Annotated in this window: 19 protein-coding genes; 12 read left to right on the plus strand and 7 right to left on the minus strand. The window is 67.0% G+C overall.

All coding sequences use genetic code 11. The features are described 5' to 3' along the window. Nucleotides 1–202 precede the first annotated feature (202 nt). Complete coding sequence (locus RCF34_RS06165; RefSeq protein WP_308707353.1) at nucleotides 203–1,711, plus strand: methyl-accepting chemotaxis protein; 1,509 nt, start codon at nucleotides 203–205, stop codon at nucleotides 1,709–1,711. 569 nt (nucleotides 1,712–2,280) lie between these two features. Here the strand turns inward: RCF34_RS06165 and guaA are convergent. Then, nucleotides 2,281–3,858, minus strand: coding sequence for a glutamine-hydrolyzing GMP synthase (gene guaA / locus RCF34_RS06170; protein WP_308707354.1), 1,578 nt, complete (start codon nucleotides 3,856–3,858; stop codon nucleotides 2,281–2,283). 87 nt (nucleotides 3,859–3,945) lie between these two features. Next, on the minus strand, nucleotides 3,946–5,415 hold the full coding sequence (gene guaB, locus RCF34_RS06175; protein ID WP_308707355.1) for an IMP dehydrogenase: 1,470 nt from the start codon (nucleotides 5,413–5,415) through the stop codon (nucleotides 3,946–3,948). A gap of 164 nt (nucleotides 5,416–5,579) precedes the next feature. Between guaB and RCF34_RS06180 the strand changes: the two genes are divergently transcribed. The 6 genes from RCF34_RS06180 (at nucleotide 5,580) to RCF34_RS06205 (ending at nucleotide 12,728) form a co-directional block, all read left to right on the plus strand. Beyond that, complete coding sequence (locus tag RCF34_RS06180; protein WP_374941146.1) at nucleotides 5,580–7,706, plus strand: TonB-dependent siderophore receptor; 2,127 nt, start codon at nucleotides 5,580–5,582, stop codon at nucleotides 7,704–7,706. A 149-nt stretch (nucleotides 7,707–7,855) separates the two neighbouring features. Beyond that, nucleotides 7,856–8,800: an iron-siderophore ABC transporter substrate-binding protein gene (locus RCF34_RS06185; protein ID WP_308707356.1), complete on the plus strand. Its 945-nt coding sequence runs from the start codon at nucleotides 7,856–7,858 to the stop codon at nucleotides 8,798–8,800. Between the two features lie 59 nt (nucleotides 8,801–8,859). After that, nucleotides 8,860–9,837: a FecCD family ABC transporter permease gene (locus RCF34_RS06190; protein WP_374941164.1), complete on the plus strand. Its 978-nt coding sequence runs from the start codon at nucleotides 8,860–8,862 to the stop codon at nucleotides 9,835–9,837. Further along, nucleotides 9,834–10,847, plus strand: coding sequence for an iron chelate uptake ABC transporter family permease subunit (locus RCF34_RS06195; protein WP_308707358.1), 1,014 nt, complete (start codon nucleotides 9,834–9,836; stop codon nucleotides 10,845–10,847). Before RCF34_RS06190 ends, RCF34_RS06195 begins: the two co-directional genes overlap by 4 nt. After that, complete coding sequence (locus RCF34_RS06200) at nucleotides 10,829–11,635, plus strand: ABC transporter ATP-binding protein (protein WP_308707359.1); 807 nt, start codon at nucleotides 10,829–10,831, stop codon at nucleotides 11,633–11,635. Before RCF34_RS06195 ends, RCF34_RS06200 begins: the two co-directional genes overlap by 19 nt. 121 nt (nucleotides 11,636–11,756) lie before the next feature. Continuing rightward, complete coding sequence (locus RCF34_RS06205; protein ID WP_308707360.1) at nucleotides 11,757–12,728, plus strand: D-2-hydroxyacid dehydrogenase family protein; 972 nt, start codon at nucleotides 11,757–11,759, stop codon at nucleotides 12,726–12,728. A 221-nt stretch (nucleotides 12,729–12,949) separates the two neighbouring features. On the opposite strand, the gene RCF34_RS06210 is transcribed toward RCF34_RS06205, so the two are convergent. From RCF34_RS06210 to RCF34_RS06220, 3 genes are all read right to left on the minus strand, one after another. Then, the gene (locus RCF34_RS06210) at nucleotides 12,950–13,837 is read right to left on the minus strand and encodes an alpha/beta hydrolase (RefSeq protein ID WP_308707361.1); all 888 of its coding nucleotides are present in this window, start codon (nucleotides 13,835–13,837) and stop codon (nucleotides 12,950–12,952) included. A 227-nt stretch (nucleotides 13,838–14,064) separates the two neighbouring features. Next, nucleotides 14,065–14,835 carry a sulfite exporter TauE/SafE family protein gene (locus tag RCF34_RS06215; RefSeq protein ID WP_308707362.1) on the minus strand — a complete coding sequence of 257 codons (771 nt, stop codon included), beginning with the start codon at nucleotides 14,833–14,835 and terminating at the stop codon, nucleotides 14,065–14,067. Nucleotides 14,836–14,936: 101 nt separating this feature from the next. Continuing rightward, nucleotides 14,937–16,001, minus strand: a complete 1,065-nt coding sequence (locus RCF34_RS06220; RefSeq protein WP_308707363.1) for an SDR family oxidoreductase — start codon at nucleotides 15,999–16,001, stop codon at nucleotides 14,937–14,939. Nucleotides 16,002–16,166: 165 nt separating this feature from the next. On the opposite strand from RCF34_RS06220, the gene RCF34_RS06225 reads away from it, so the two are divergent. The 4 genes from RCF34_RS06225 (at nucleotide 16,167) to RCF34_RS06240 (ending at nucleotide 20,418) form a co-directional block, all read left to right on the plus strand. Beyond that, the gene (locus RCF34_RS06225) at nucleotides 16,167–17,099 is read left to right on the plus strand and encodes a LysR family transcriptional regulator (RefSeq protein ID WP_308707364.1); all 933 of its coding nucleotides are present in this window, start codon (nucleotides 16,167–16,169) and stop codon (nucleotides 17,097–17,099) included. 250 nt (nucleotides 17,100–17,349) lie between these two features. Further along, entirely contained in the window at nucleotides 17,350–18,417 is a 1,068-nt protein-coding gene (locus RCF34_RS06230) for an NAD(P)-dependent alcohol dehydrogenase (protein ID WP_308707365.1), read from the plus strand. A 118-nt stretch (nucleotides 18,418–18,535) separates the two neighbouring features. After that, nucleotides 18,536–19,396: a neutral zinc metallopeptidase gene (locus tag RCF34_RS06235; RefSeq protein ID WP_308707366.1), complete on the plus strand. Its 861-nt coding sequence runs from the start codon at nucleotides 18,536–18,538 to the stop codon at nucleotides 19,394–19,396. 20 nt (nucleotides 19,397–19,416) lie between these two features. Continuing rightward, nucleotides 19,417–20,418, plus strand: coding sequence for an alpha/beta hydrolase (locus RCF34_RS06240; protein WP_308707367.1), 1,002 nt, complete (start codon nucleotides 19,417–19,419; stop codon nucleotides 20,416–20,418). Between the two features lie 2 nt (nucleotides 20,419–20,420). Here RCF34_RS06240 and RCF34_RS06245 read toward each other — a convergent pair whose 3' ends face one another. After that, entirely contained in the window at nucleotides 20,421–22,610 is a 2,190-nt protein-coding gene (locus RCF34_RS06245) for an ATP-binding protein (RefSeq protein WP_308707368.1), read from the minus strand. A gap of 91 nt (nucleotides 22,611–22,701) precedes the next feature. Then, nucleotides 22,702–23,289 (minus strand): HAD family hydrolase, encoded by a 588-nt coding sequence (locus RCF34_RS06250; protein WP_308707369.1) that lies wholly within the window; start codon nucleotides 23,287–23,289, stop codon nucleotides 22,702–22,704. 100 nt (nucleotides 23,290–23,389) lie between these two features. Here RCF34_RS06250 and RCF34_RS06255 point away from each other — a divergent pair, with 100 nt between their 5' ends. Then, the gene (locus tag RCF34_RS06255; protein ID WP_308707370.1) at nucleotides 23,390–24,133 is read left to right on the plus strand and encodes a haloacid dehalogenase type II; all 744 of its coding nucleotides are present in this window, start codon (nucleotides 23,390–23,392) and stop codon (nucleotides 24,131–24,133) included. Nucleotides 24,134–24,141: the final 8 nt, after the last annotated feature.

The raw sequence follows: 24,141 nt of genomic DNA on the forward strand, positions 1-24,141 counted from the left end.
GGCAACGGGCCGCAATCGGCCATGAGCGGACGTTCGATGGTGTCTACGAAATGGAAAGAAATTCAGCCGTCTCGCTTTGTTCCTACTTAATTCCTTTTTGGTGGCTACAGATCAAATGCTAAAGTTTCAGAAATTTCGACCGATAAGCTAAAACAAGCAGGATGCTGCCAAAATTTCTTGATCTTCTAAAGACGGTTCTGCTATGCGTCCCTCCATATCTCAACTTGAACGGCATTACCTTAAAGCTGACCGCGTTATGCTCGGTCTGGTTTGGTTCATGTTCTTGGCCTCGCTAGGGATAGCTGCATGGTCAGATACTTGGGGACAATCCCTCATTGTGGGCGGCGGCTGTTCAGTCGCCCTGACTTTGTTACAACAACTTTTCTCAGGGTCAAGGTTACTTCGTTGCGCTATGGGCGTTGGTCTCATGGTATTGGCTGCTCTTCATATCAACCAAGGGCGGGGTTTCACCGAATTACACTTCGGCATCTTCGTGCTCCTAGCTTGCCTTGTTTATTACCGAGACTGGTTACCGATTGTGATAGCGGCTGCAGTCATTGCGGTGCATCACCTTTCCTTTTTCTTCATGCAAGAACACATCACTGCTGTACATGTAGTGCATCATCATAATATTTGGGTCGTTCTCCTACACGCATTGTATGTGGTTATTGAAACGGTCATTCTTGTATATATGGCCAAGCGTAGCCAGACCGAGGCTCGGGAAGGGCAAGCCATATTAGATATCGCCAATCGTCTTGGTGCCGACAGTGCAAGGGTTGATCTCAGCTATCGCAGCGACGTGCAAAGCCCCGTAGTGATACGCTTCAACCAGTTCCTGGACCAGCTAGAACGGATGGTAGGTGAAGTCGTCGGCGAGGCGAATAGGCTTGGCCAGATGGCAAAAAGCTTGGGCGGCGCTACTACGGGCATACGCCAAGGCGTCGATGAGCAGCAGGGCGCGGCCGATCGCATGGATGTGGCGCTAACCAACCTTGCAGGCTCAATTGACGAGGTAGCCATGTGTGCCACTCAGGCTTCCGCCATCGCCGTGTCGATCAATGAACATTCTCGTGAGAGCACGGCTGCGGTTGAGCATATCCGCACCGAGATCCTGTCCCTTGCCGGGAATATCGATACCACAGACCGAGATGTCCACGCACTGGCCGAGGCCTCTACCGAGATTGGAAAAGTGCTTGATGTGATACGTGGTATTGCGGACCAGACCAATCTTTTAGCACTTAATGCTGCGATCGAAGCTGCACGGGCTGGGGATCAGGGCAGAGGGTTCGCCGTAGTTGCCGATGAAGTTCGTAATCTGGCGCAACGTACGGCCAGTTCCACCATCGAGGTAAGAGCCCTTATCGAAAGGCTCCAGCACAGCACTACACAGGCTACCGAAGCGATGCGTGATAGCCGAGAGGGCGCGGATAGGTGTGTGACAGGCACGGAACAGGCTGCCAACCTGCTCGGTACGGTAGCAGCGGAAATTGCCTCGATCAATGCTATGACTTTTCAAATTGCCGCGAGCACCAAATGTCAATCGGCCATCAGCGCTCAGGTCACTGGGGATCTAGAGGCGTTGCAAGCGGTCGTCCATGACAATGCAACGGAAGCAGGTGTACTCGAGGGCGATTCGGTGCAATTGAACCAAGCGACAGATCGGTTAGTACAGGCCAGCAAACGATTCCTGGTTACTAGCAAGGGGCTGTAGCTCTAGGCATTCGATTTAGCCACCCGGAGTCGCCCCTTGTTTCGTAGCTAACCATGCCTCTGTTTTTGCCGATCGCGGTCGTTAATCGACCGTCCGCTTTGGGTCGTTAGCGGTCAGTCATGAATGAATGCGTTCGTCCATGAGCCGTGTGTACGACCGGTCATGTCAAATGCAAACGGCTAGTCAGCACTCATGAAAATTGTTCCGGCAGAGGCAATTTCCCATCAAGCGACTAGTTGTAATGGACGGAAACCACGCAGCCTGACCAATAGTTCTCCCGGGTTGCCTGAGCGTCCATTCATCAATCACATCAGCCTAGTCCTGCCACATCGCACGACGCTGATCCCGCCACGACCTTATTGTAAACGGCGCACGCCCCCCTCTGCTGGTGCGCCGGGCACTCCTCGATTCAGTCGGAGTTGTAACCTACCGCGTGCGAAAGAGGCTGACCGTGCGGTGCAGGTCGTGGAGACTGCCAGGATTCACCCTCATCAAAAAGCCAAAAGCCCGCAATTACGCGGGCTTTTGGTTTTTTCTGCTAGACGTGCCGGTCTATGCCGGCCGCGGCATCACTCCCACTCAATCGTCGCCGGCGGCTTGCTCGAAACGTCGTAGGTGACGCGGGAGATGCCGTCGATTTCGTTGATGATGCGGTTGGAGACCTTTTCCAGCAGTTCGTAAGGCAGATGGGCCCAGCGGGCGGTCATGAAGTCGATGGTTTCCACCGCGCGCAGGGCGACGACCCAGGCGTAGCGGCGGCCGTCGCCGACCACGCCGACGGATTTCACCGGCTGGAAGACGACGAAGGCCTGGCTGACCTTGTGGTACCAGTCGGCCTTGCGCAGTTCGGCGATGAAGATGTCGTCGGCGCGACGCAGCAGGTCGGCGTATTCCTTCTTCACTTCGCCGAGGATGCGCACGCCCAGGCCCGGGCCGGGGAAGGGATGGCGGTAGACCATGTCGTAGGGCAGGCCCAGCTCCAGGCCGATCTTGCGCACCTCGTCCTTGAACAGTTCGCGCAGCGGTTCGACCAGCTTGAGGTTCATCTCCTCGGGCAGGCCGCCGACGTTGTGGTGGGACTTGATGACGTGGGCCTTGCCGGTCTTGGCGCCGGCCGACTCGATGACGTCGGGGTAGATGGTGCCCTGGGCCAGGAACTTGATGTTGTCGAGCTTGCTGGCTTCGGCGTCGAAGACGTCGATGAAGGTGCGGCCGATGATCTTGCGCTTCTTCTCCGGGTCGGCCTCGCCTTCCAGGTTGGTCAGGAAACGCTGCTCGGAGTTGGAGCGGATCACCTTGACGCCCATGTTCTCGGCGAACATGGCCATCACCTGGTCACCCTCGTGCAGGCGCAGCAGGCCGTTGTCGACGAAGACGCAGGTCAGCTGGTCGCCGATGGCCTTGTGCAGCAGCGCCGCGACCACGGAGGAGTCGACGCCGCCGGAGAGGCCCAGCAGCACGTTGGCGCTGCCGACCTGGGCGCGCACCTGGGCGATGGCGTCCTCGACGATGTTGGCCGGGGTCCAGAGGGCTTCGCAGCCGCAGATGTCCTTCAGGAAGCGCGAGAGGATGCGCCCGCCCTGCTTGGTATGGGTCACCTCGGGGTGGAACTGCACGCCGTACCAGCCGCGCTCGTCGTCGCCCATGGCGGCGATGGCGCAGCTCGGGGTGCTGGCGACGATGTGGAAGCCGTCCGGCAGCTTGCCGACCTTGTCGCCGTGGCTCATCCAGACGTCCAGGCCGAGCACGCCGTCGTCGTCGAGGTGGTCCTGGATGCCTTCGAGCAGGCGGCTCTTGCCGACCACGTCGACCTTGGCATAGCCGAATTCACGGATGTTGGAGCCTTCGACCTTGCCGCCGAGCTGCTCGGCCATGGTCTGCATGCCGTAGCAGATGCCGAACAGCGGTACGCCCAGGTCGAACACCGCCTTGGGTGCACGCGGGCTGCCGGCCTCGTGGACCGACTCGGGCCCGCCGGCGAGGATGATGCCGCGCGGAGCGAAGGCGCGGATGTCGGCGTCGTCCATGTCGAAGGGGTGCAGCTCGCAATAGACGCCCAGTTCGCGCACGCGGCGGGCGATGAGCTGGGTGTACTGGGAGCCGAAGTCGAGGATGAGGATGCGGTGGGCGTGGATGTCTTGGGACATGGCCAGGTCTCGATAGCGCTAGGTTCAGACGATTCGGGGCTGTCTAGACAGCCCCGAATCGCAACGATAAGAACGACAGATCAGGAATCAGCTAACGCGGTAGTTGGGCGCTTCCTTGGTGATCTGCACGTCGTGGACGTGGGATTCGGCCATGCCGGCGCCGGTGATGCGCACGAACTGCGGCTTGGTGCGCATCTGCTCGACGGTGGCGCAACCGGTATAGCCCATGGAGGCGCGCAGGCCACCCATCAGCTGGTGGATGATGGCAGCCAGCGGGCCCTTGTAGGGAACGCGGCCTTCGATGCCCTCGGGGACCAGCTTCTCGGCGCCGGAGGCGGAGTCCTGGAAGTAACGGTCGCTGGAGCCCTGGGTCTGGGACATGGCGCCCAGGGAGCCCATGCCGCGGTAGGACTTGTAGGAGCGACCCTGGAACAGCTCGACCTCGCCCGGGGCCTCTTCGGTACCGGCGAACATGGAGCCCATCATCACGCAGTAGCCACCGGCGACGATGGCCTTGGACAGGTCACCGGAGAAGCGGATGCCGCCGTCGGCGATCAGCGGCACGCCGGTGCCTTCGAGGGCGGCGGCGACGTTGGCGATGGCGGAGATCTGCGGCACGCCGACACCGGCGACGATGCGGGTGGTGCAGATGGAGCCCGGGCCGATGCCGACCTTGACCGCGTCGGCGCCGGCATCGGCCAGGGCCTTGGCGGCTTCGGCGGTAGCGATGTTGCCGCCAATGACCTGGACCTGCGGGTAGGTCTGCTTGACCCAGCGTACGCGCTCGATCACGCCCTTGGAGTGACCGTGGGCGGTGTCGACCACGATGACGTCGACGCCGGCGGCGACCAGGGCGGCCACGCGCTCGGGGGTCTCGGCACCGGTACCGACGGCCGCACCGACGCGTAGGCTACCGGCGTCGTCCTTGCTGGCGTTGGGGTAGGCCTTGGCCTTCTCGATGTCCTTCACGGTCATCATGCCCTTGAGGGCGAAGGCAGCATCGACGATCAGCACCTTCTCGATGCGGTGCTTGTGCAGCAGCTCGCGGACTTCCTGCTTGTCGGCGCCTTCGCGCACGGTGACCAGGCGATCCTTGGGGGTCATGACTTCGCGCACCGGCACGTCGAGACGGGTCTCGAAGCGCACGTCGCGGGAGGTGACGATACCCACCAGGTCACGGCCGGAGATCACCGGGACGCCGGAGATGTTGTGCAGACGGGTCAGATCGAACAGATCGCGCACGCTGGCGTCGGCGTCGATGGTGATGGGGTCCTTCACCACGCCGGCCTCGAAGCGCTTGACCTTGCGGACTTCCGCGGCCTGCTGCTCGACGGTCATGTTCTTGTGGATGATGCCGATGCCGCCTTCCTGGGCCATGGCGATGGCCAGGCGGGACTCGGTCACGGTGTCCATGGCGGCGGACACCAGGGGAATGTTCAGCTCGATGCCACGGGTCAGGCGGGTCTTGAGACTGACGTCTTTCGGCAGGACATCCGAATAGCCGGGGATGAGGAGAACATCGTCGAACGTCAGGGCTTCTTGGCTGATGCGCAGCATGGCGGGCGCTCCCGGGCGGGAAAATTTAGGAGCGCGACATTATACCTGCGCTTGGGGATGGGCAGCAACGCGCCTGACACCAACGGTCGGAGGATTCGATTTACTTGAGAATGACTATCACTTTAGAATCGCCGCCACTTTTCCCGCCCGTCCCGAGAACGCCCTTGAACACGCCGCCCAGAGCCCTTTGCCGTTTCGCGCCCTTCGCCTTCAGTACCCTGGCCCTGGCGACCAGTTCGGATCTGCTGGCGGCGGCTGACACCACCCTCGCCCCCATGGACATCTCCGCCACGGCCAGCGAGGCCGACCAGGGCTATCGCGCGACCCGCGCCTCGACCGCGAGCAAGAGCGACGTGCCGATCAAGGAAGAGGCGCAGTCGGTGCAGGCCGTGACCCCGCAACTGATCCAGGACTACGAGGTGCGGACCCTGGACGACGCCTCCAAATTCGTCAGCGGCGTGACCCAGGGCAACACCCTGGCCGGGACCAAGGATGCCTTCGTCAAACGGGGCTTCGGTACCAACGCCGATGGCTCCATCTTTCGCGATGGGGTGCGCTCGAATCTGTCGCACAACTTCGACGCCGCCGCCGAGCGCGTGGAAGTCCTGAAGGGCCCCGCCTCTCTGCTCTATGGCGCTCTCGAACCCGGCGGCCTGATCAACGTGGTCAGCAAGCAGCCGCAGTATCAACCGCTTACCACCCTGAGCGGCTCGGCCTACAGCGAAGGCGGCGGCAATCTCGGCGTCGACACCACCGGCCCCCTGGGTGACAGCGGCTTCGCCTATCGGCTGATCGCCGAGCGCCAGAGCGAGGACTACTGGCGCAACTATGGCGTGGATCAGCACACCCTGGTGGCGCCGTCGCTGTCCTGGACCGGCGAGCGCGCCAGCCTGACCCTGGCCTATTCCTATAACGATTACACCGGCCCGGTGGATCGGGGGACGGTGTTCGTCAATGGGCATCCCAGCAGCGCCAGCTACGACAAGCGCCTCGACGAGAAGTGGGCCTCAACGAGCGGTATCACCGAGACCGCCAGTGCACGCTACGAGTATCAGCTCAGCGATGACTGGAAGACCCGGCTGATCTACGCCTGGAACAATGACAGGTACAGCCTGGACTTCGCCCAGCCGGTCTCCTTGGCCGCGAATGGCAATCTGCTGCGGACGGCCAATGGCGCCCATTACGATTACGAGACGACGTACGCCAGTTGGGACTTCATCGGCCGGCAGGATCTGCTGGGCCAACGCCATGATCTGCTGGTGGGCCTCGATCACGAGGACAACGACCAGTACCGCGGCAACACCTACCGCAACAACAATGCCTCGCGCCGCAACATCAACATCAACGCGCCGGTGTACGGCAACCTGGCAGCACCCAGCCTCCTGAGCACGACCCAGAGCGATCAGGACAGCAGCCTGGAATCCACTTCGCTGTACTTCAAGGACAACTGGCACCTGAACGACCGCTGGATCCTGGTGCTGGGCGGCCGCTACCAGGCTTTCAAGCAGTACAGCGATCAAGGCCTGGGCCGGGATTACGTCGTCAATCTGGACAAGCGTGATCACGCGGCCCTGCCGCTGGCCGGTGTGGTGTTCCAGGCCACCGATACCCTGTCGCTATACGGTAACTACAGTCGATCCTTCGTGCCGAACACCACCGTCGACGACCGGGGCAACACCTTCGATCCCGAAGAAGGCCGCAGCTTCGAGATAGGCGCCAAGTACGACCTGACGCCCGGCCTGAACCTGAACGTGGCGCTCTACGACATCGAGAAGAAGAACGTGGTGACCACCAGCACTGTAGGTGGCGTGAGCGTGAGCGAAGCCGCCGGCAAGGTCGGCTCGCGTGGCGTGGAGGTGGATCTTACCGGTCGCCTGGCCGAGCGCTGGGACGTCGTCGCCACCTACGCCTACGATCACACCGAGGTGCTCGACGATCCCAGCAACGAGGGCAAGCGCCTGCCCCAGGCGCCCAAGCACAGCGGCAGTCTCTACCTGACCCACCACCTGCTGGTGCCATCCAACCTGGGCGGCTGGCACGTCGGCGGCGGTGCCCGCTACGTCGGCGAGCGGGCCGGCGATGCGGCCAACAGCTTCTACATGAGCAGCTACACCGTGGCCGACGCCTTCCTGCGCTGGGACCTCCCGGTGACCGGCTACCGGACCCGCCTGCAGCTGAACGTCGACAACCTGTTCGACAAGCAGTACTACCCGTCGAGCGCCAACAGTCCGCTGCAGGTGGCGGTGGGCGAACCGCGGACGGCGCGCTTGAGTGCCACGGTGAGCTTCTGAGCCAGTGGCCTGCCCTTACCCCAGTCCTCTTCCAAGGGGAGAGGGGGCGGAAGGTGCCAGCCCTGCGTTGATGCTCTATCCTAGCCGCCCCGCCGTGGGGCCTCGGCCCGCCTGGCGGGCCTCTTTGCCGTCTTCAGCCAGTCCCCGTCATGCTCGATCGTCGCGCCCTTCTGCAATTCGCCGCCGGTACCGTCCTGCTCGCCGGGCTGCCGGGTCGGGCATGCGCACGCGCGTCGACGGCGGATGGCGACTTTCCGCGGCAGGTGGAGCATGTGGTGGGCAGCACCCTCCTCCCCCGCCACCCCCAACGGGTGGCCGTGATCTCCACCGGCCAGCTGGACGCCGCCCTGAGCCTGGGCGTGATCCCGGCGGGCACCACCCGGGTGGACAATCGCGCACTGGCGCCCGGCTATCTGCGCAGCGCCCTCGCCAGCCGCGCCGGCGAGCTGGACGCCATGGTCGATCTGGGCAGTCGCCAGGCGCCGGATCTGGAAGCCCTGGCGCGCCTGGCGCCGGATCTGATCGTGCTCAATCGCACCGTGCTCAAGGCCGGTGGCCTGGAACTGTTCTCGCGCATCGCCCCCACTGTGGTGGCGCGCGGCACCGGCGGCCACTGGCGAGCGGATTTCCTGCTGCTGGCCGATGCCCTGGGCCGCCGTCAGCAGGCCGAGCGACTGCTGGCGGACCTGGATCGAGAACTGGCCGGCCTGGCGCAGCGCTTCGCCGCCCAGCCACCCTCCGCCTCCCTGCTGTTTTCCAGCGGCGCCCGACTGCGCCTGATGGGCGCGGATTCCTTTGCCGGCGGGCTGCTGCAAGCCATGGGCGTGACCCGCCCGGCGGCGCAGAGATTCAAGGGCACCTCACGGGATGTCAGCGCCGAGTTGCTGGACCTGGCCGATGCCGACTGGCTGTTCTACGCCGAGCAGGGCACCGCCCTGGTCAGCCTGGCGCGACAGCCGCTGTGGCCCCGGCTCACTGCGGTGAGTCAGGCCCGGGCCGTTCGCGTGGACACCGACGCCTTCTACCTCAACGCCGGCCCCCTCGCCGCTCGCCAGGTGGTGAGCACGGTCGCCGGCGCCCTGGGGGTGACATGACCCAGGCGGCCCGCCCCGCTCCCCTTGCGCAACGGACATCCGCCGCCCGCGGTGGCCTGGTGCTGGTCCTGCTGCTGATCGTCTTGGCGCTGGCGGTGGTGGCGAGCCTGGGCATAGGGGCGCGCTCGCTGTCGGCCGCGCAGATCCTGCACCTGCTCGTTGCGTCCGATGATTCCACCGAGGCCGTGGTGCTCTGGCAGCTGCGCCTGCCGCGCACCCTGCTCGGGCTGCTGGTGGGCGCGGCCCTGGGTCTGGCCGGTGCCCTGATGCAGGCACTGACGCGCAATCCCCTGGCCGACCCCGGGCTGCTGGGGATCAATGCCGGGGCGGCCTTCGCCGTGGTGGCCGGGCTGTCGCTGGTGGGGCTGGACGACGCCCCGGCGCGCCTGGCCTGCGCCCTGCTGGGGGCGGCCCTGGCTGCCGGCCTGGTCTATCTGCTGGGTGGCAGCGCCCCGGCGCGTGGCCAGCCGCTGCGGTTGATCCTGGCCGGCATCGCCCTCAGCGCCAGCCTCAACGCCTGCACCGGCATCATCACCCTGTTCGACAGCGCGGTGTTCGACAGCTACCGATTCTGGGCCGTGGGTGCCCTGAGCGGCCAGACGCCGGGTGGCGCCCTCGGCATCCTGCCGCTGCTGTTGATCGGCCTGGCCCTGGGCCTGCCGCTGGGCGGCCGTCTCAATGCCCTGGCCCTGGGCGATGACCTGGGCCGCGCCCTCGGCGCCCGACCCGGGCAACTGCGGCTACTGGCCTTCGTCGCCATCGTGCTGCTGTGCGGCGCCGCCACCGCGGTGGCCGGACCCATCGGCTTTCTCGGCCTGGTGGTGCCCCATGCCCTGCGCCTGCTGGTGGGTGCCGACTGGCGCTGGATCCTGGCGTTGGCGCCCCTGGCCGGTGCCAATCTGCTGTTGCTGGCCGACACCCTGGGCCGCCGCGTGGCCTTGCCGGGAGAGCTGGAAGCCGGGATCGTCTGCGCCCTGCTCGGCACCCCGGTGCTGCTCGCGCTGATCATCCGCTCCGCCCGCCGGGTGCGCCCTTGAGTCGCCATCGCTTCGCCCCCCGCCGCTCGGTGCGCTTCAAGGCCTGCCTGTTGCTGCTCGTGCTGGCGGCCATCGCCGTCTGCGCCCTGACCCTCACCGGCGGCGCCTTCGCCCCGGCGCCGCACCGGGTGGCGGTCACCCTGCTCGGTCGAGGCGACGCCCTCGCTAGCCTCATCCTGCTGGAGCTACGCCTGCCGCGACTGCTGGCGGCCTTTGGCGTCGGCGCGGCCCTGGGCGCCAGCGGCGCCATCTTCCAGCGGCTGGCGCGCAATCCCCTGGCCAGTCCGGACCTGGTGGGCTTCACCGTCGGCTCGGCCAGCGGTGCGCTGATCACCCTGCTGTGGCTGCAACTGGGCGGTGCGGCGCTGATGCTGGGCGCCCTCAGCGGCGGGCTACTGGCCGCGGTACTGGTCGCCGGCCTGGCGGCTCTGGCCGGGATCCGTGGCGAGCGGATGATCCTGCTCGGCATCGCCGTCAGCGCCCTGCTCGCCTCGCTCAACGAATACCTGCTGACCCGCGCCGAGCTGGATGAAGCCCAGGAGGCCCGGCTCTGGCTGTTCGGCAGCCTGGACATGCTGACCTGGAGTCGCACCCTGACCCTGCTGGCCGGCTGCCTGCTGCTCCTGCCGCTGGCCGCCTGGCTGGCGCGGCGGCTGCGCCTGCTGGAGCTGGGCGACGACCTGGCCCGCGCGCTGGGCCTGGCCGTGCTGCCGAGCCAGAATCTGCTACTGGCCGTCGCCGTGGCCCTCGCCGCCCTGGCCATCGCCACCGCCGGCCCCATCGGCTTCGTCGCCCTGGCGGCGCCCCAGCTGGCCCGCCGCCTGACCCGCAGCGCCGATCTCGGCATCCTCGCCCCCGCGCTGCTCGGCGCCTGCCTCATCGCCCTGGCCGACCTGCTGGCCCAGCGGCTGCTGGCCCCCTTCCAGATTCCGGTCGGGTTGCTCACCGGCGCCCTGGGCGGCCTCTATCTGATCTTCCTGCTGAGCCGCGAATGGCGGCGGACCTCATGAGCCAAGACGCCCCCTCCGGTCGCCTCGCCGCCCACCGTCTCACCGTGGGCTACGGCGGCCTGCCGATCTGCGCCGACCTCGACGTGCGCCTGCCCGATGGGCGCTTCACCGTCATCATCGGCCCCAACGGCTGCGGCAAGTCGACCCTGCTGCGCAGCCTGGCACGGTTGATCCGCCCCACGGCCGGCGAGGTGCGCCTGGACGGCCGACTGATCCAGGAGCTGCCGACCCGCGAGGTGGCCCGACGCATCGGCCTGCTGCCGCAGAGCGCGGTGGCGCCGGAGGACATCCTGGTCAGCGACCTGGTGGCGCGCGGGCGTCATCCCCATCGCCAGGCCTTCGCCGGCTGGACGGAGGCCGACGAGCGCGCGGTGCAGCACGCCCTGGAAGCCACCAATACCCTGGCGCTGGCCGAGCGGGCGGTGGACAGCCTCTCCGGCGGCCAGCGCCAGCGGGTGTGGATTGCCCTGGCGCTGGCCCAGGAGACCCCGCTGCTGCTGCTCGACGAGCCCACCACCTTCCTCGACATCGCCCACCAGGTGGAGCTGATGGAGCTGCTCTGCCGCCTCAATCGGGAGGGTGGCCGCACCCTGGTGGCGGTACTGCACGACCTCAACCAGGCCTGTCGCTACGCCGACCACATCATCGCCCTGCGCGCCGGCCGCATCCTCGCCGAGGGCCCGCCGGCGGAGATCGTCACGCCCGAGCTGATCGAGGCGTTGTACGGCCTCAAGTGCGCGGTGATCGAGAATCCGCTGGCGGGCACGCCGCTGGTGATTCCCTACTAGGCCTGGCCGTTGGGCTGCGACGGTAGAGCTGTCTCAGCGCAACCTACGAGGGCGCTCCCAAGCTTGTCGGACGACCTTGCAAGTGCTCCACTGGCGATCCAGAACAACAACGGAGCCCGCCATGCATATCGTCATCCCCGACGACTACCAGCACGTCGTCGAAACCCTGGATTGCTATCCGCTGCTCCAGCGCGCCGGGCATCAGGTGACGCTCTATCACGATGCCGAGCGCGATCCCAGGGTGCTGGTGGAGCGCTTCCGTGACGCCGATGCCCTGGTGCTGACCCGCGAGCGCACCCGTATCGACGCCGAGCTGCTGGCGCACCTGCCACGCCTCAAGCTGATCAGCCAGACCGGCAAGGCCACCGCCCACCTCGATGTGGCCGCCTGCACCCACCGGGGAATAGCGGTCTGCGAAGGCAGCGGCTCGCCGGTCTCCACCGCCGAGTTGACCTGGACGCTGATCCTCATGGCCCGCCGCAAGCTCAAGCCCGCCATCGACGCGCTCCATGCCGGGCGCTGGCAGGTCAACCTGGGCGAACGGCTGGATGGGCAGATCCTCGGCATCTGGGGCTACGGCAAGATCGGCCAGCGCCTGGCGCGTTATGGCCAGGCCTTCGGCATGCCGGTGCTGGTCTGGGGCAGCGAGGCCTCGCGCGCCCGCGCCGAAGCCGACGGCCATCGCGCGGCGAGCAGCCAGGAGGCCTTCTTCGCCGAAGCCGATGTCATCAGCCTGCACCTCAGATACAGCGAGCGCAGCCGGGGTTGCGTGCGGGCCGAAGACCTGGCGCGGATGAAGAAGAGCGCCCTGCTGGTCAACACCGCCCGCGCCGGCCTGATCGAGCCCGGCGCCCTGCTCACGGCGCTGGAGCTGGGCCATCCCGGCCAGGCGGCGCTGGATGTCTTCGAGCAGGAACCCGTGGCGCCGGACGACCCCCTGCTCGCCCATCCCCAGGTGCTCTGCACCCCGCACCTGGGGTACGTGGAAAAGCACAGCTACGAACTCTATTTCGGCGAGGCCTTCGCCAACCTGGTGGGCTTCTTCAGCGGCGAACCGACCGGCCTGGCCAATCCGGAGGTGCTGGGGCGGTAGCGGCGGGTGCGCGTGGATAAGGCTGCGCCGTTATCCACCCGACGCAGCCATCTGTTTAGCGCAGCAAAGCCCGACAACCTGCACCTTCACCCCAGCCCTCTCCCAGGGGGAGAGGGGAAAAGCGGCGTACATCTCGTAGGTTGGGTCGAGCGTAGCGAAGCCCAACATTGTCCAGGCTTGAACGCTGTTGGGCTTCGACGATGAAGCTGTCTCAACCTGACCTACGGCAACCGCTCCCTTACCGCGGCGGCGAATGCAGCGGGGGCTTCCTGGGGGATGTTGTGTCCGCAGCCGGGTAGCACCTCGTAGCGGAAGGGTCCGCTGAAGTGTTGCGCTACCTCAGCTTCACCCTGCACTGCGGTGACCCCGTCGTCGGCGCCCGCCAATACCGTGGTGGGCACGCGGATGGGTGGCTGCGCGGCGAGCAGGCGCTCGGTGTCGGCATAGGCCGGATCGTCCGGCGCCAGGCCGTAGCGGTGACGATAGGAGTGGATCACGGTGGCGACGAAATCGGGATTGTCGAAGGCCGCGGCGGTAAGCGCGTAGGTGGCGTCGCTGAAGCGCCAGCTGGCTGACCACAGCGACCAGAGCAAGCGACAGAAGTCGCGGCGATGTTTCGCCAGCCCGGCCCGGCCCCGCTCGCCATGGAAATAGTACTGGTACCAATAGCGCAGCTCCGCCGCCGGCTCGGCGGGCTGGGTGGCAGTGGCGGCGATGTCCTGGATCGGATAGCCGTCGCCCACTACCAGGCCCGCGACCCGCTCCGGCCAGAGGGCGGCGACGATACCGGCGGCACGGCCGCCCCAGTCGTAGCCGGCCAGGGTCGCCCGCGCCAGGCCCAGGGCATCGAGCAGCGCCAGGACGTCGTGGGCCAGGGCGGCCTGCTGGCCTGAGCGCGGGGTGTCGGCGCTCAGGTAGCGGGTGGCGCCGTAGCCACGCAGAAAGGGCACGTAGACGCGGCAGCCAGCGGCGGCCAGTTCGTCGGCCACCTCGGCGTAGGCGTGGATGTCGTAGGGAAAGCCATGCAGCAGCAGGACCGGTTGCCCGATTTCTGGTCCCTGGACCTGGTAGGCCACGTCCAAGACGCCGGCCTGGATGGAGGTGAGCATGGGCGTTCTCCGTCAAGGGTGTTGTAGAGCGGAGAGGTGGGTGGGCCTGGGAGTTCCCAAGGTGGCCACTTCGCGTGGAAAACGCTGCGCGGTTTTCCACCCTACCAGGCTACGGCGTCTGAGAGCATCGCGGCCATGCCGGTGCGCCGTAGCGACCGCTTCTACAAAAGCCTAACGTCCCGTAGGAGCGGCCCATGGCCGCGATCGGCATGACCATGACAAACCCGCTACCCCGCCAGATACCGCCCGATCAGGGTCATGCCCGAGACCAGCACCAGCCAGGTCACCAAGCGGGTGAAGCGCTCTCGCGACAGGCGGCGTTGCAGGTGGCGGCCGATCCAGCCGCCGAGCAGCATGGCGGGCAGCAGGCAGACCGCGAGCAGCAGCAGGCGGCCGTCGCTGTAGGCACCGGCGATCAGCAGCAGGACGATGCGGATGGAGGCGCTGCAGCCGATGAGAAAACTCTGGGTGCCGCGGATGGCGTTCTTGTCTTCCAGGCGGCCGTTGAGATAGAGCGCATAGAGAAAGCCACCGCTGCCGAACAGGGCACCGCAGAGGCCCCCTACCCCGCCCGCCGGGATCGACCAGGCCGGCGTTAGTTGGCGAAAGCCCTTGGGGGTGAGCAGGCTGTAGCTGGAATAGGCGACCACGAAGAGCCCCAGCCAGAGCATCAGCAACCGGGCATCGGTGCGCATCAGCAGGTAGGTGCCCAGGGCGGCACCGAGCAGCAGCATGGGCAGCAGCCGCCTGAGTTCGCGCCCGGCGATGGCGCGGCGATCCGGCAGCCAGTTGTGGAAGGAAGCGAGGAAATCCAGCATCACCAGCAAGGGCACGATGCGCGACAGGGGCATCCAGCTGGTGAGCAAGGGACCGGCGACCAGGGCGCTGCCGAAGCCGGCGACGCCAAAGATCAGATAGGCCAGGACCACGATGGCTTCGATGAACAGCCAGTCGAGCGGGCTGAAGGCGGGAATCAGGGCAGCGAGGGGTTCGAGCATGGGGCGCATCCTGCGACGAGAACGTGCATTTTGCGCCCCGCGTACGGCCGGTGAAAACCGCCGGCCGCCCGTGTTCACGGGGACCGGCGTGCCAGAGCGGCTCAGGGAATCAGGCGCTGGGCCCGCAGCCGGGTGAAGAGGTCGAGAAAGCTCGCCCGGGTGTCGCGATAGCCGAAGAAGCCCAGGTCACGACTCTTGGTCATGTCGTTGAGGCACTCGATCTCGCGGCCCAGGTCGGCGTCGCTGTGCCACCAGGAGGCCAGCTTGTCGACGTCGGCTTCCACCAGGCCGTGCTGCTCGGCCAGCTGGCGCCACTGCGCCGGTGCCACGTCCTTCATCCGCGCTTCCAGTGGCATGGGCTGCTCGGGATAGGGCGCCGGCTCCAGCTCGAAGAAGGCGGCGATCTCGCCCCACAGCCAGCGCCAGCGGAAGACGTCGCCGTTGACGGTGTTGAACGCCTGGTTGCGCGCGGCCGGCGCCAGGGCGGCCCATTCCAGCTGCTCGGCGAGCAGGCCGGCGTCGGTGACGTCGGTGATGCCGTCCCACTGGGTACGGGAACCGGGGAAGACGAAGGGCTGGCCGGTGGCCTTGCACAGGGAGGCGTAGACCGCCAGGGTCAGGCCCATGTTCATGGCGTTGGTGCCCTTGGCCTGGCCGATCATGCTGTGGGAGCGGTGCACGCTCCAGCCGAAGCCGTGACGCTCGGCGGCGGCGAAGAGGATGTCTTCCAGGGTGTAGTAGAAGTTGGCGCCGGCCTGGCGCGGTTCGCTTTCGCGGAAGGGCGTCTCGGCCTTGCCGCTGCCGTATTCCTCGAAGGAACCCAGGTAGTGCTTGGTGCCGGTGACCAGCGCCAGGTGCTGCAGCGGCGCGCTGTCCAGGGCCTGGCAGAGGTTGTCCATCATGGCGCCATTGGCCTCGACGTTTTCCTTCTCGGTGGCGCGACGGGTCCAAGTGCAGAAGAACACATGGCTGATCGGCAGGCCGGCCAGCGCCTGGCGGGTGGACTCGGCGTCGAGCAGGTCGGCGGCGACCGGGATGACGCCTTCCTGCGCCACCGGTTTGCGCGCCAGACCGTAGACGGTCCAGCCCGAGGCGACCAGGGTGTTGGCCAGGTTGTAGCCGGAAATGCCGGTCACGCCGACGATGAGAGCGGTGCCCTTGCGCATGAAACCTCCAGATAGGGTTGAGAACGGCCTGCCGTGATCGCAGGTGCTGTAGATAAGGGAGTGCCTTGTCTCAAGGTAGATTCCAGCCTATTGGAGAATTAACGGCGTATCCTGGGTATAAATTCCTTTTTAACAGGAATCGGATTCCGCAATCAGGAGCCAGCCTTGTATTCCTCCGAACGCCTAAAGGGCCTCGACGTCTTCGTCACCGTGGCCGACCTCGGCAGCTTCACCGCGGCCGGCGAGCGCCTCAATCTCACCGGTTCGGCCGTCGGCAAGAGCGTGGCGCGGCTGGAAAGCCGGTTGGGCGTGCGACTGTTCCAGCGCACCACCCGCCGCCTGACCCTGACCGAGGCCGGCGCCAGTTTCTACCGCACCTGCACCGGGGTACTGGCCGAGCTGGAACAGGCCGAACTGGGGCTGACCGCGCAGGACGGCGAGCCCCATGGTCGGGTGCGCATCGACCTGCCCGCCTCCTATGGCCGCCTGCATGTGTTGCCGCTGATTCTGGCGCTGCTGCACCGCTATCCACTGCTGCAACCGGATCTGTCGCTGTCGGATCGCTTCGTCGACCCGGTCCACGAAGGCATCGACATCCTGGTGCGTATCGGTGGCTCCGACGCCTGGCCAGCCAGCCTGGGACATCGCTTCCTGGGCACCCAGCGCCAGGTCTTCTGCGCCGCCCCGGCCTATCTCGCCCAGCATGGCCGGCCCCAGACCCCGGCCGAGCTGGTCGATCACCAGTGCATCGGCTTTCGCCAGGCCGATGGCCTGATCAGCCCCTGGCAGTTGCGCGGCGAACAGCCGGGTGACAGCGAACGCTGGATCTTCCAGCCACGCCTGGTGGTGGGCGACGGCGAAGGCGAGGTGCTGGCCGCCCTGGCCGGCCATGGCATCGCCCAGTTGCCGACCTGGCTGATCGCCACGCACCTGGACAGCGGCGCCCTGGTGGATGTGTTGCCCGAGCATGGCGTCGAGGGCTCGCCGATCAATCTGGTGTGGCCGCGCAGTCGCGAGAGCCTGCCACGGGTCCGGCTGCTGCTGGAGCACCTGGCCAGCCGGTTGCTGCCCACCGTGGCGCCGAAGCTTGCGCGTTAGCCACGACCGCTCGACCACTGGGCCCCAGCTGCCGCGCCAGGGCGGGAACATCCGCGCGGGCACCCCGGTCGTAAAATCTCGTACCCCGCTCGCCCCTGAGTTCCATCGATGGGCGGCATGACAGATATCGAGACGATCGATTGGCGCCGTCGGCTCTGGCTCAGCAGGATCGGCGGTTTGTCACCTGGCCAGGTCCGCCTGGCCGCGACGTTCCACCCCCCCCGGTTCCACCACCTAGATGAGGTATCTCATGAGCCAAGCCCAAGGCTACGCTGCCCAGTCCGCCGACCAGCCCCTGGCGCCCTTCTCCTTCGAGCGGCGCGAACCCGGTGCCCACGACGTGCAGATCGACATCCTCTTCTGCGGCGTCTGCCATTCCGACCTGCACACCGCCCGCAACGAGTGGAACAACACCCTCTACCCGTCCGTGCCCGGTCACGAGATCGTCGGCAAGGTGACCGCGGTCGGTGCCCACGTGAAGAACTTCAAGGTCGGCGACAGCGTCGGCGTCGGCTGCATGGTCGATAGCTGCCAGCACTGCGCCCCCTGTGACGCCGGTGAAGAGTCCTACTGCGAGAATGGCTTCACCGGCACCTATAACGGCAACCTCTACGGTGGCAGCGAAAACACCCAGGGCGGCTACTCCGACCACATCGTGGTCAACGAGAAGTTCGTGCTCAAGGTGAGCCACACCGAGAACCTGGCCGCCGTGGCGCCGCTGCTGTGCGCCGGCATCACCACCTATTCGCCGCTGGCCCACTGGAAGGTCGGTCCGGGCAAGAAGGTCGGCATCGTCGGCCTGGGTGGCCTCGGCCACATGGGCGTGAAGATCGCCCATGCCATGGGTGCCCACGTGGTGCTCTTCACCACCAGCGCGGGCAAGAAGGACGACGCCCTGCGCCTGGGCGCCGACGAGGTGGTGGTGTCGAAGAACGAAGACGAGATGGCCGCCCACGCGAACAGCTTCGACTTCATCCTCAACACCGTGGCCGCGCCGCACAACTTGGACGCCTTCCTCACCCTGCTCAAGTGGGACGGCACCATGACCCTGGTCGGCGTGCCCGCCGAGCCGCACCCGGCGCCCAGCGTGTTCAACCTGGTGATGAAGCGCCGCCAGCTGGCCGGCTCGCTCATCGGCGGCATCCGCGAGACCCAGGAGATGCTGGACTTCTGCGCCAAGCACGGCATCGTCTCGGACATCGAGCAGATCGCCATCCAGGACATCAACGACGCCTATGAGCGCATGCTCAAGAGCGATGTGAAGTACCGCTTCGTGATCGACATGCAAAGCCTCAAGCAGGGCCAGACCGCGGCCTGATCCCGCGCTCCGCTCCGCCGACAACGCCCGCGCCCGTCGCGGGCGTTGTCATTTCCGGTAACGCATTTTTGGCGCGCCCCGCGGTCCTAGCGATAGCTAAGATCATGAGGCGAGCGCCATGCAGTGGGACAAGGGACAACGTAGCGACAACGTGCAACAGGCCAGCGGTGGACGCGGCATGAAGATCGGCGGCGGCCTCGGTCTGGGGGGCGTGGCCCTGGTGGTGGTGTTCGGCCTGCTCAGCGGCCAGAGTCCGACGCAGATCCTCGGCAACCTGATCAGCCTCAGCGGCCAGAGCGCGCCGAGCCAGCAGGAGACCACCGCGCCGGCCGACAATCGCCAGGTGGACTTCGTCCGCGTGGTGCTGGGCGAGACCGAAAACACCTGGACGCGCATCTTCCAGGCCCATGGCGAGCAGTATCAGCCGCCCAAGCTGGTGTTGTTCAATGGACAGGTGCAATCCGGTTGCGGTGGCGCCACCGCGGCCAGCGGCCCCTTCTATTGCCCGGTAGACAGCAAGGTCTACCTAGACCTCACCTTCTTCCAGGAACTGCAGCAGCGTTTCGGCGCCGATGGCGATTTCGCCCGTGCCTATGTGATCGCCCACGAGGTCGGCCACCATGTGCAGAACCTCAGCGGCACCACCAGCAAGATGGAAGCGGCGCGCCGTCGCGGCATCCCCACCGAGGGTGCCACCGGGCTATCGGTGCGCCTGGAATTGCAGGCCGACTGCTATGCCGGGGTCTGGGCCAACGACGCCCAGAAGCGGCTGAACTGGCTGGAGCCGGGTGACCTGGAGAAGGCGCTGAACGCTGCCAACGCCATTGGCGATGACCGCCTGCAACGCCAGTCCCAGGGCCGCGTGGTACCGGATTCCTTCACCCACGGCAGCTCGGCGCAACGGGTCAAGTGGTTCCGCGCCGGCTTCGACAGTGGCAAGGTGGAGAGCTGCGATACCTTCGCCGCCAAGGCGCTCTGATCACACTGGAGAACCCCCCAATGCGTCGCCTGCTCGCGCTGTGCCTGGCCCTGGCCTGGGGCTCCGCCAAGGCGGCGCCCCATGAGGGGGTCGCCCGTATCGTCAGCGACCGCCTGCCGATTGGCCAGGCGCAGGCTACCCTGCAGCTGTCGGCCGACTGGAACCAGCCCCATCCGGAGATCCGCCGCGCCCTGGTGATCGTGCATGGCCGCCTGCGCAATGCCGCGACCTATTTCCGTTCCGGCGAGACGGCCACGGCGGCGGCCGGCGCCGCGGCGGACACCCTGGTGATCGCGCCGCAGTTCCTCAACGAAACGGATGTCCGGCTTCATCGGCTACCGGACACCCTGCTGCGCTGGCAGGGCAATGCCTGGATGGGCGGCGAGCCCGCCCTGGGTCCGCAGCCGCTGAGCAGCTTCGCGGTGTTCGATGCCCTGCTCGCACGGCTGGCGGAGCGCCGCCTGCTGCCCAATTTGCAGGAGGTGGTGATCGCCGGGCATTCCGGCGGTGGCCAGGTGGTACAGCGCTACGCCGTGCTCGGCCAGGGCGAGCGTGCCCTCGCCGCCCGTGGCATCCGCCTGAGATACGTGGTGGCCAATCCGTCGTCCTATGCCTATTTCGATGCCCGCCGTCCGGATGCCCAGGGCCAGCCCCTGCCCTTCGCCGACGCCGCCAGCTGCCCGGATTTCGACACCTGGAAATACGGCATGCAGGGTCTGCCGGCCTATGCCGAAGGACGCACGGCGGCCAGCCTGGAGCAGCACTATGCGGGGCTCGACCTCACCTATCTGCTGGGCGCCGAGGACACCAACCCCAACCATCCGGCGCTGGACAAGGGTTGCGCCGCCGAGGCCCAGGGCGCCTATCGCCTGGCCCGCGGGCTGAATTACTACCGTTACCTGCAAGGCCGTCATCCGGGGCTGCGCCAGCCGCTGATCGAGGTCCCCGGCGTCGGCCACAACGGCGACGCCATCTTTACCTCGCCCGCAGGCCGCCGGGCGCTGTTCGGCGCCAGCGACTAGCGTCAGCGCTCCAAGGCGGCGGGCGCGTCCAGCAGCTCCCGCACCTGGGCGACCAGGGCCTCCAGGGTGAAGGGTTTGCCCAGCAGCGCCATGCGCTCGCCGACCAGGGGCACGGGAGGTTCGTTGCCCGCCGCATAACCGGTGATGAAGAGAATCGGCAGGTGAGGTCTGAGGGTACGGGCCGCCCCGGCCAGCAAGCGGCCGTTCAACCCCGGCAACCCGACATCGGTGATCAGCAGGTCGAAGCCCTCGCCTTCGCGCAGCGCCGCCAGCGCCGCTTCGGCATCGACGGCGTCGCGATAGCGCCAGCCGAGGTCGACGCACACCTGCACCAGCAACTGGCGAATGACCGCATCGTCTTCCACCAGCAGCACCCGGACGCCGGGCAGCGCACGGGCGGCCGGGGCGCTGGCGACGGTCAGGGGGGCGTGGACGGCCATGGCCGGATGGCGCGGCAGCAGCAGCCTCACGCGGCAGCCCTGCCCCGGCGCGCTGGTCACGCTCACCTGGCCGCGGGACTGGCGCACGAAGCCATAGATCATGGACAGCCCCAGGCCCGAGCCCTGGCCCACTGGCTTGGTGGTGAAGAAGGGCTCGAAGACGCGCTCCAGCACCGCTGGCGTCATGCCCACGCCATTGTCGCCCACCTCGATCAGCAGGTAGTCGCCCGCCGGCAGCGCCGGATCGGTGTCGGACTGCACCCAGTTGCGTGCGCGGATGGTCAGGGTGCCGCCCGCCGGCATGGCATCGCGGCTGTTGATGGCCAGGTTGAGCAGGGCATTTTCCAGCTGGTGCGGATCGGCGTCGACCAGCCAGAGTTCGGCGTCCAGTTCCAGTTGGCAGCGGATCTGCGGCCCCAGGCTGTGCAGCAGCAACTCCTGGAAATCGCCGATCAGCCGGGCGACGTCCACCGCCTGGGGATTGAGTGTCTGACGGCGGGAAAAGGCCAGCAGCCGATGGGTCAGACTGGCGCCCCGGCCGACCGACTGGGTGGCGGTATCGAGCAGGCCGCCGACCCCGTTCAGAGCCTCCGGCGCCAGGCGGCGGCGCATGAGATCCAGGCTGGCCTGGATGCCGGCCAGCAGGTTGTTGAAATCATGGGCGATGCCGCCGGTGAGCTGGCCCACGGCTTCCATCTTCTGCGCCTGGCGCAGCAGCTCTTCGGCCTGGGCGCGACTCTGCATCTCTTCACGCAGCTGGCGATTGCTCTCCTCCAGTTCGGCGGTTCGTGCGCGCACCTGGAGCTCCAGGGTGGCGCGTTCGCGACGCAGGGCCTCCTCGGCCTCGCGGCGGTCGTCGATGTCTTCGCTGGTGCCGTACCAGCGAATCACGGCGCCCGCTTTATCGCACCGCGGATAGGCGCGGGTGCGCAGCCAGCAGTGGCTGCCGTCCGCCACCCGCACCCGGTGCTCCCGGTCGTAGGCCTGACCGGTGCGGCGCGCGGCGTCCCAGGCCTGCCGGGTCGCCCGGCGATCGTCCGGATGCAGCAGCGCCCAGAAGCTCTCGGCTTCCAGTACCGGCTGGCCGGTCAGCTGCTGCCAGCGCGGCGAGAAGACCATGCGCCGACCACTGGGATCGCAGGTCCAGGTGTATTGGGGATTGAGCTCCACCAGGTGCCGATAGTGGTCTTCGCTCTCGCGCAGCTGCAGATCCGTCTGATGACGCTCGATGGCCAGGGCGGCGGTCTCGGTGACCAGGCGGAAGGCGTTGCGCTCGGCGGCCAGGGGGCGCCGCGGCTCCAGATAATAGTTGGCGAAGGTACCCAGCAACCGGCCATCCAGCGCCAGCAGCGGCATCGACCAGCAGGCCCGCAGACCGTAGCGCAGCGCCAGATCGCGAGCGCCGGCCCACAGCGGATCGCAGGCGATGTCCTCGACATAGACGGCTTCGCGCCGATAGGCGGCGGTGCCACAGGAGCCCGCCAGCGGACCGATCTCCAGCCGACCGAGATCGCGGCTGTAGGCTTCCGGCAGACTCGGCGCGATGCCGTCCTGCAGATAGCGGCCATCCTCGCTGAGCAACAGGATGCAGGCATGCAGCCGGACTTGGGCCAGGGCCTCCACCCGCTGCAGCAGCGCATGCAGCACCTGGGTCAGGGGCAGCCCGGTGGCAAGGCTCTCCAGCGCCTGGCGCTCGTACTGGCGCAGATCGCTGGAGGGTGGCTGATCGCTCGAAGGCGTGTGGAGGCTCATATGGCTGGCCCGACCTGATCCGAAGCGGGCATCTTAGCCAGCGGCCAGGCAAACAACAGACTATTTACGCCTAACGGACAAATTTCCGGCGTCAGAGCGCCGCCAGGATCTCCGCGCAGGTCTCGAAGCGCTGGTCACGCGCCGCCGGCCAGGGGTCGCCCGGCTGATTGACCTGCAGGGTATGGCAGCCCACGGCTCGGCCGCACTCCAGGTCGTAGCGGTGATCGCCGACCATCACCAGGCGGGCCGGCGCCACCTGCCAGAGGTCGGCCAGCCGCAGCAGGCCACCCGGATCGGGCTTGGGCGCCGCCTCGTCGCGCCCCAGCACGGCAGCCGGATCGAAGCAGTCTTCCAGGCCGATGGCGGCCAGGGTCAGCAGCGCCAGGTCGCGGGCATTGCGGGTGAGGATGCCCAGCGGGCGACCCTCCTCGTGCAGGCGACGGATCAGGGCCACCGCCCCCGGCGCCGGGCGGGCGGCAACGGCCAGTTCGCGTTCGTGCTCGAACAGCCAGGCGTGCTTGGCCTCGCGCTCGGTGGCCGGCAGCTCCGCCAGGTGGTGGAGGATGTCGGCCTGCTCGGGAATGCCCAGGTGCCGGCGAATGGCGGCGAAGTCGTGTACCGCCAGGGTCAGGGTGCCGTCCAGGTCGAACACCCAGTGGCTGAGGTGACGCAATGTCATGCAGGGATCCTTTGGCAGGGGATGACCTTCGGGCACTCCGGGGGAACCCCCGTCACCCGTGCTCCGTCTGGTGGAGACAACCTTCTGCAGGAGTCTACCCATGACGACGACCGTCCGGGCGCTACTTTTCGATGTCTTCGGCACCGTGGTGGACTGGCGCGGCAGCCTGGTCGAGGGCCTGCAGGGGCTGGCCGCCAAGCATGGCGTCCAGGGCGACTGGGAGCGGCTGGCCGATGCCTGGCGCGCCGAAGCCTACGAGGCCATCCTGCCGCAGATCGCCGCCCGCAGCCTGCCCTGGCTGCCCCTCGACGAGGTGCATCGCCTGGCGCTGGACGAATTGCTGCCACGCCATGGGCTGGTCGGCCTGACCACCGCCGAGGTGGCCTGGATCAATCGCCTCTGGCACCGGCTGGCCCCTTGGCCCGACGCCGTGCCGGGCCTGCAGCGGCTGCGCCAGGGCTATCCGGTCTGCGCCCTCTCCAATGGCAACGTCAGCCTGCTGCTGAACATGGCCCGCCACGGCGGGCTGCCCTGGGACATGCTGTTTGGCGCCGATCTCTTCCAGCGCTACAAACCGGCCGCGGAGGTATACCTGGGCGCCTGCGCCCTGCTCGACCTGCAACCGGAACAGGTGATGCTCTGCGCCGCCCACAATGGCGACCTGCAGGCGGCCAAGGAGCTGGGGCTGGCCACGGCCTTCATCCAGCGCCCACGGGAAAAGGGGCCGGCCGGTGGCGAGATGTCCAGCGGCGGCTGGGATCTCGAAGCGAGCGACCTCCAGGATCTCGCCGATCAGCTGGGCATGCCGACGCTCGCGGGCGATCAACCTGACCCCGACGATTGAGCGCGGCC

This window comes from Pseudomonas sp. 102515, assembly GCF_031085165.1.
Lineage (GTDB): Bacteria > Pseudomonadota > Gammaproteobacteria > Pseudomonadales > Pseudomonadaceae > Chryseomonas.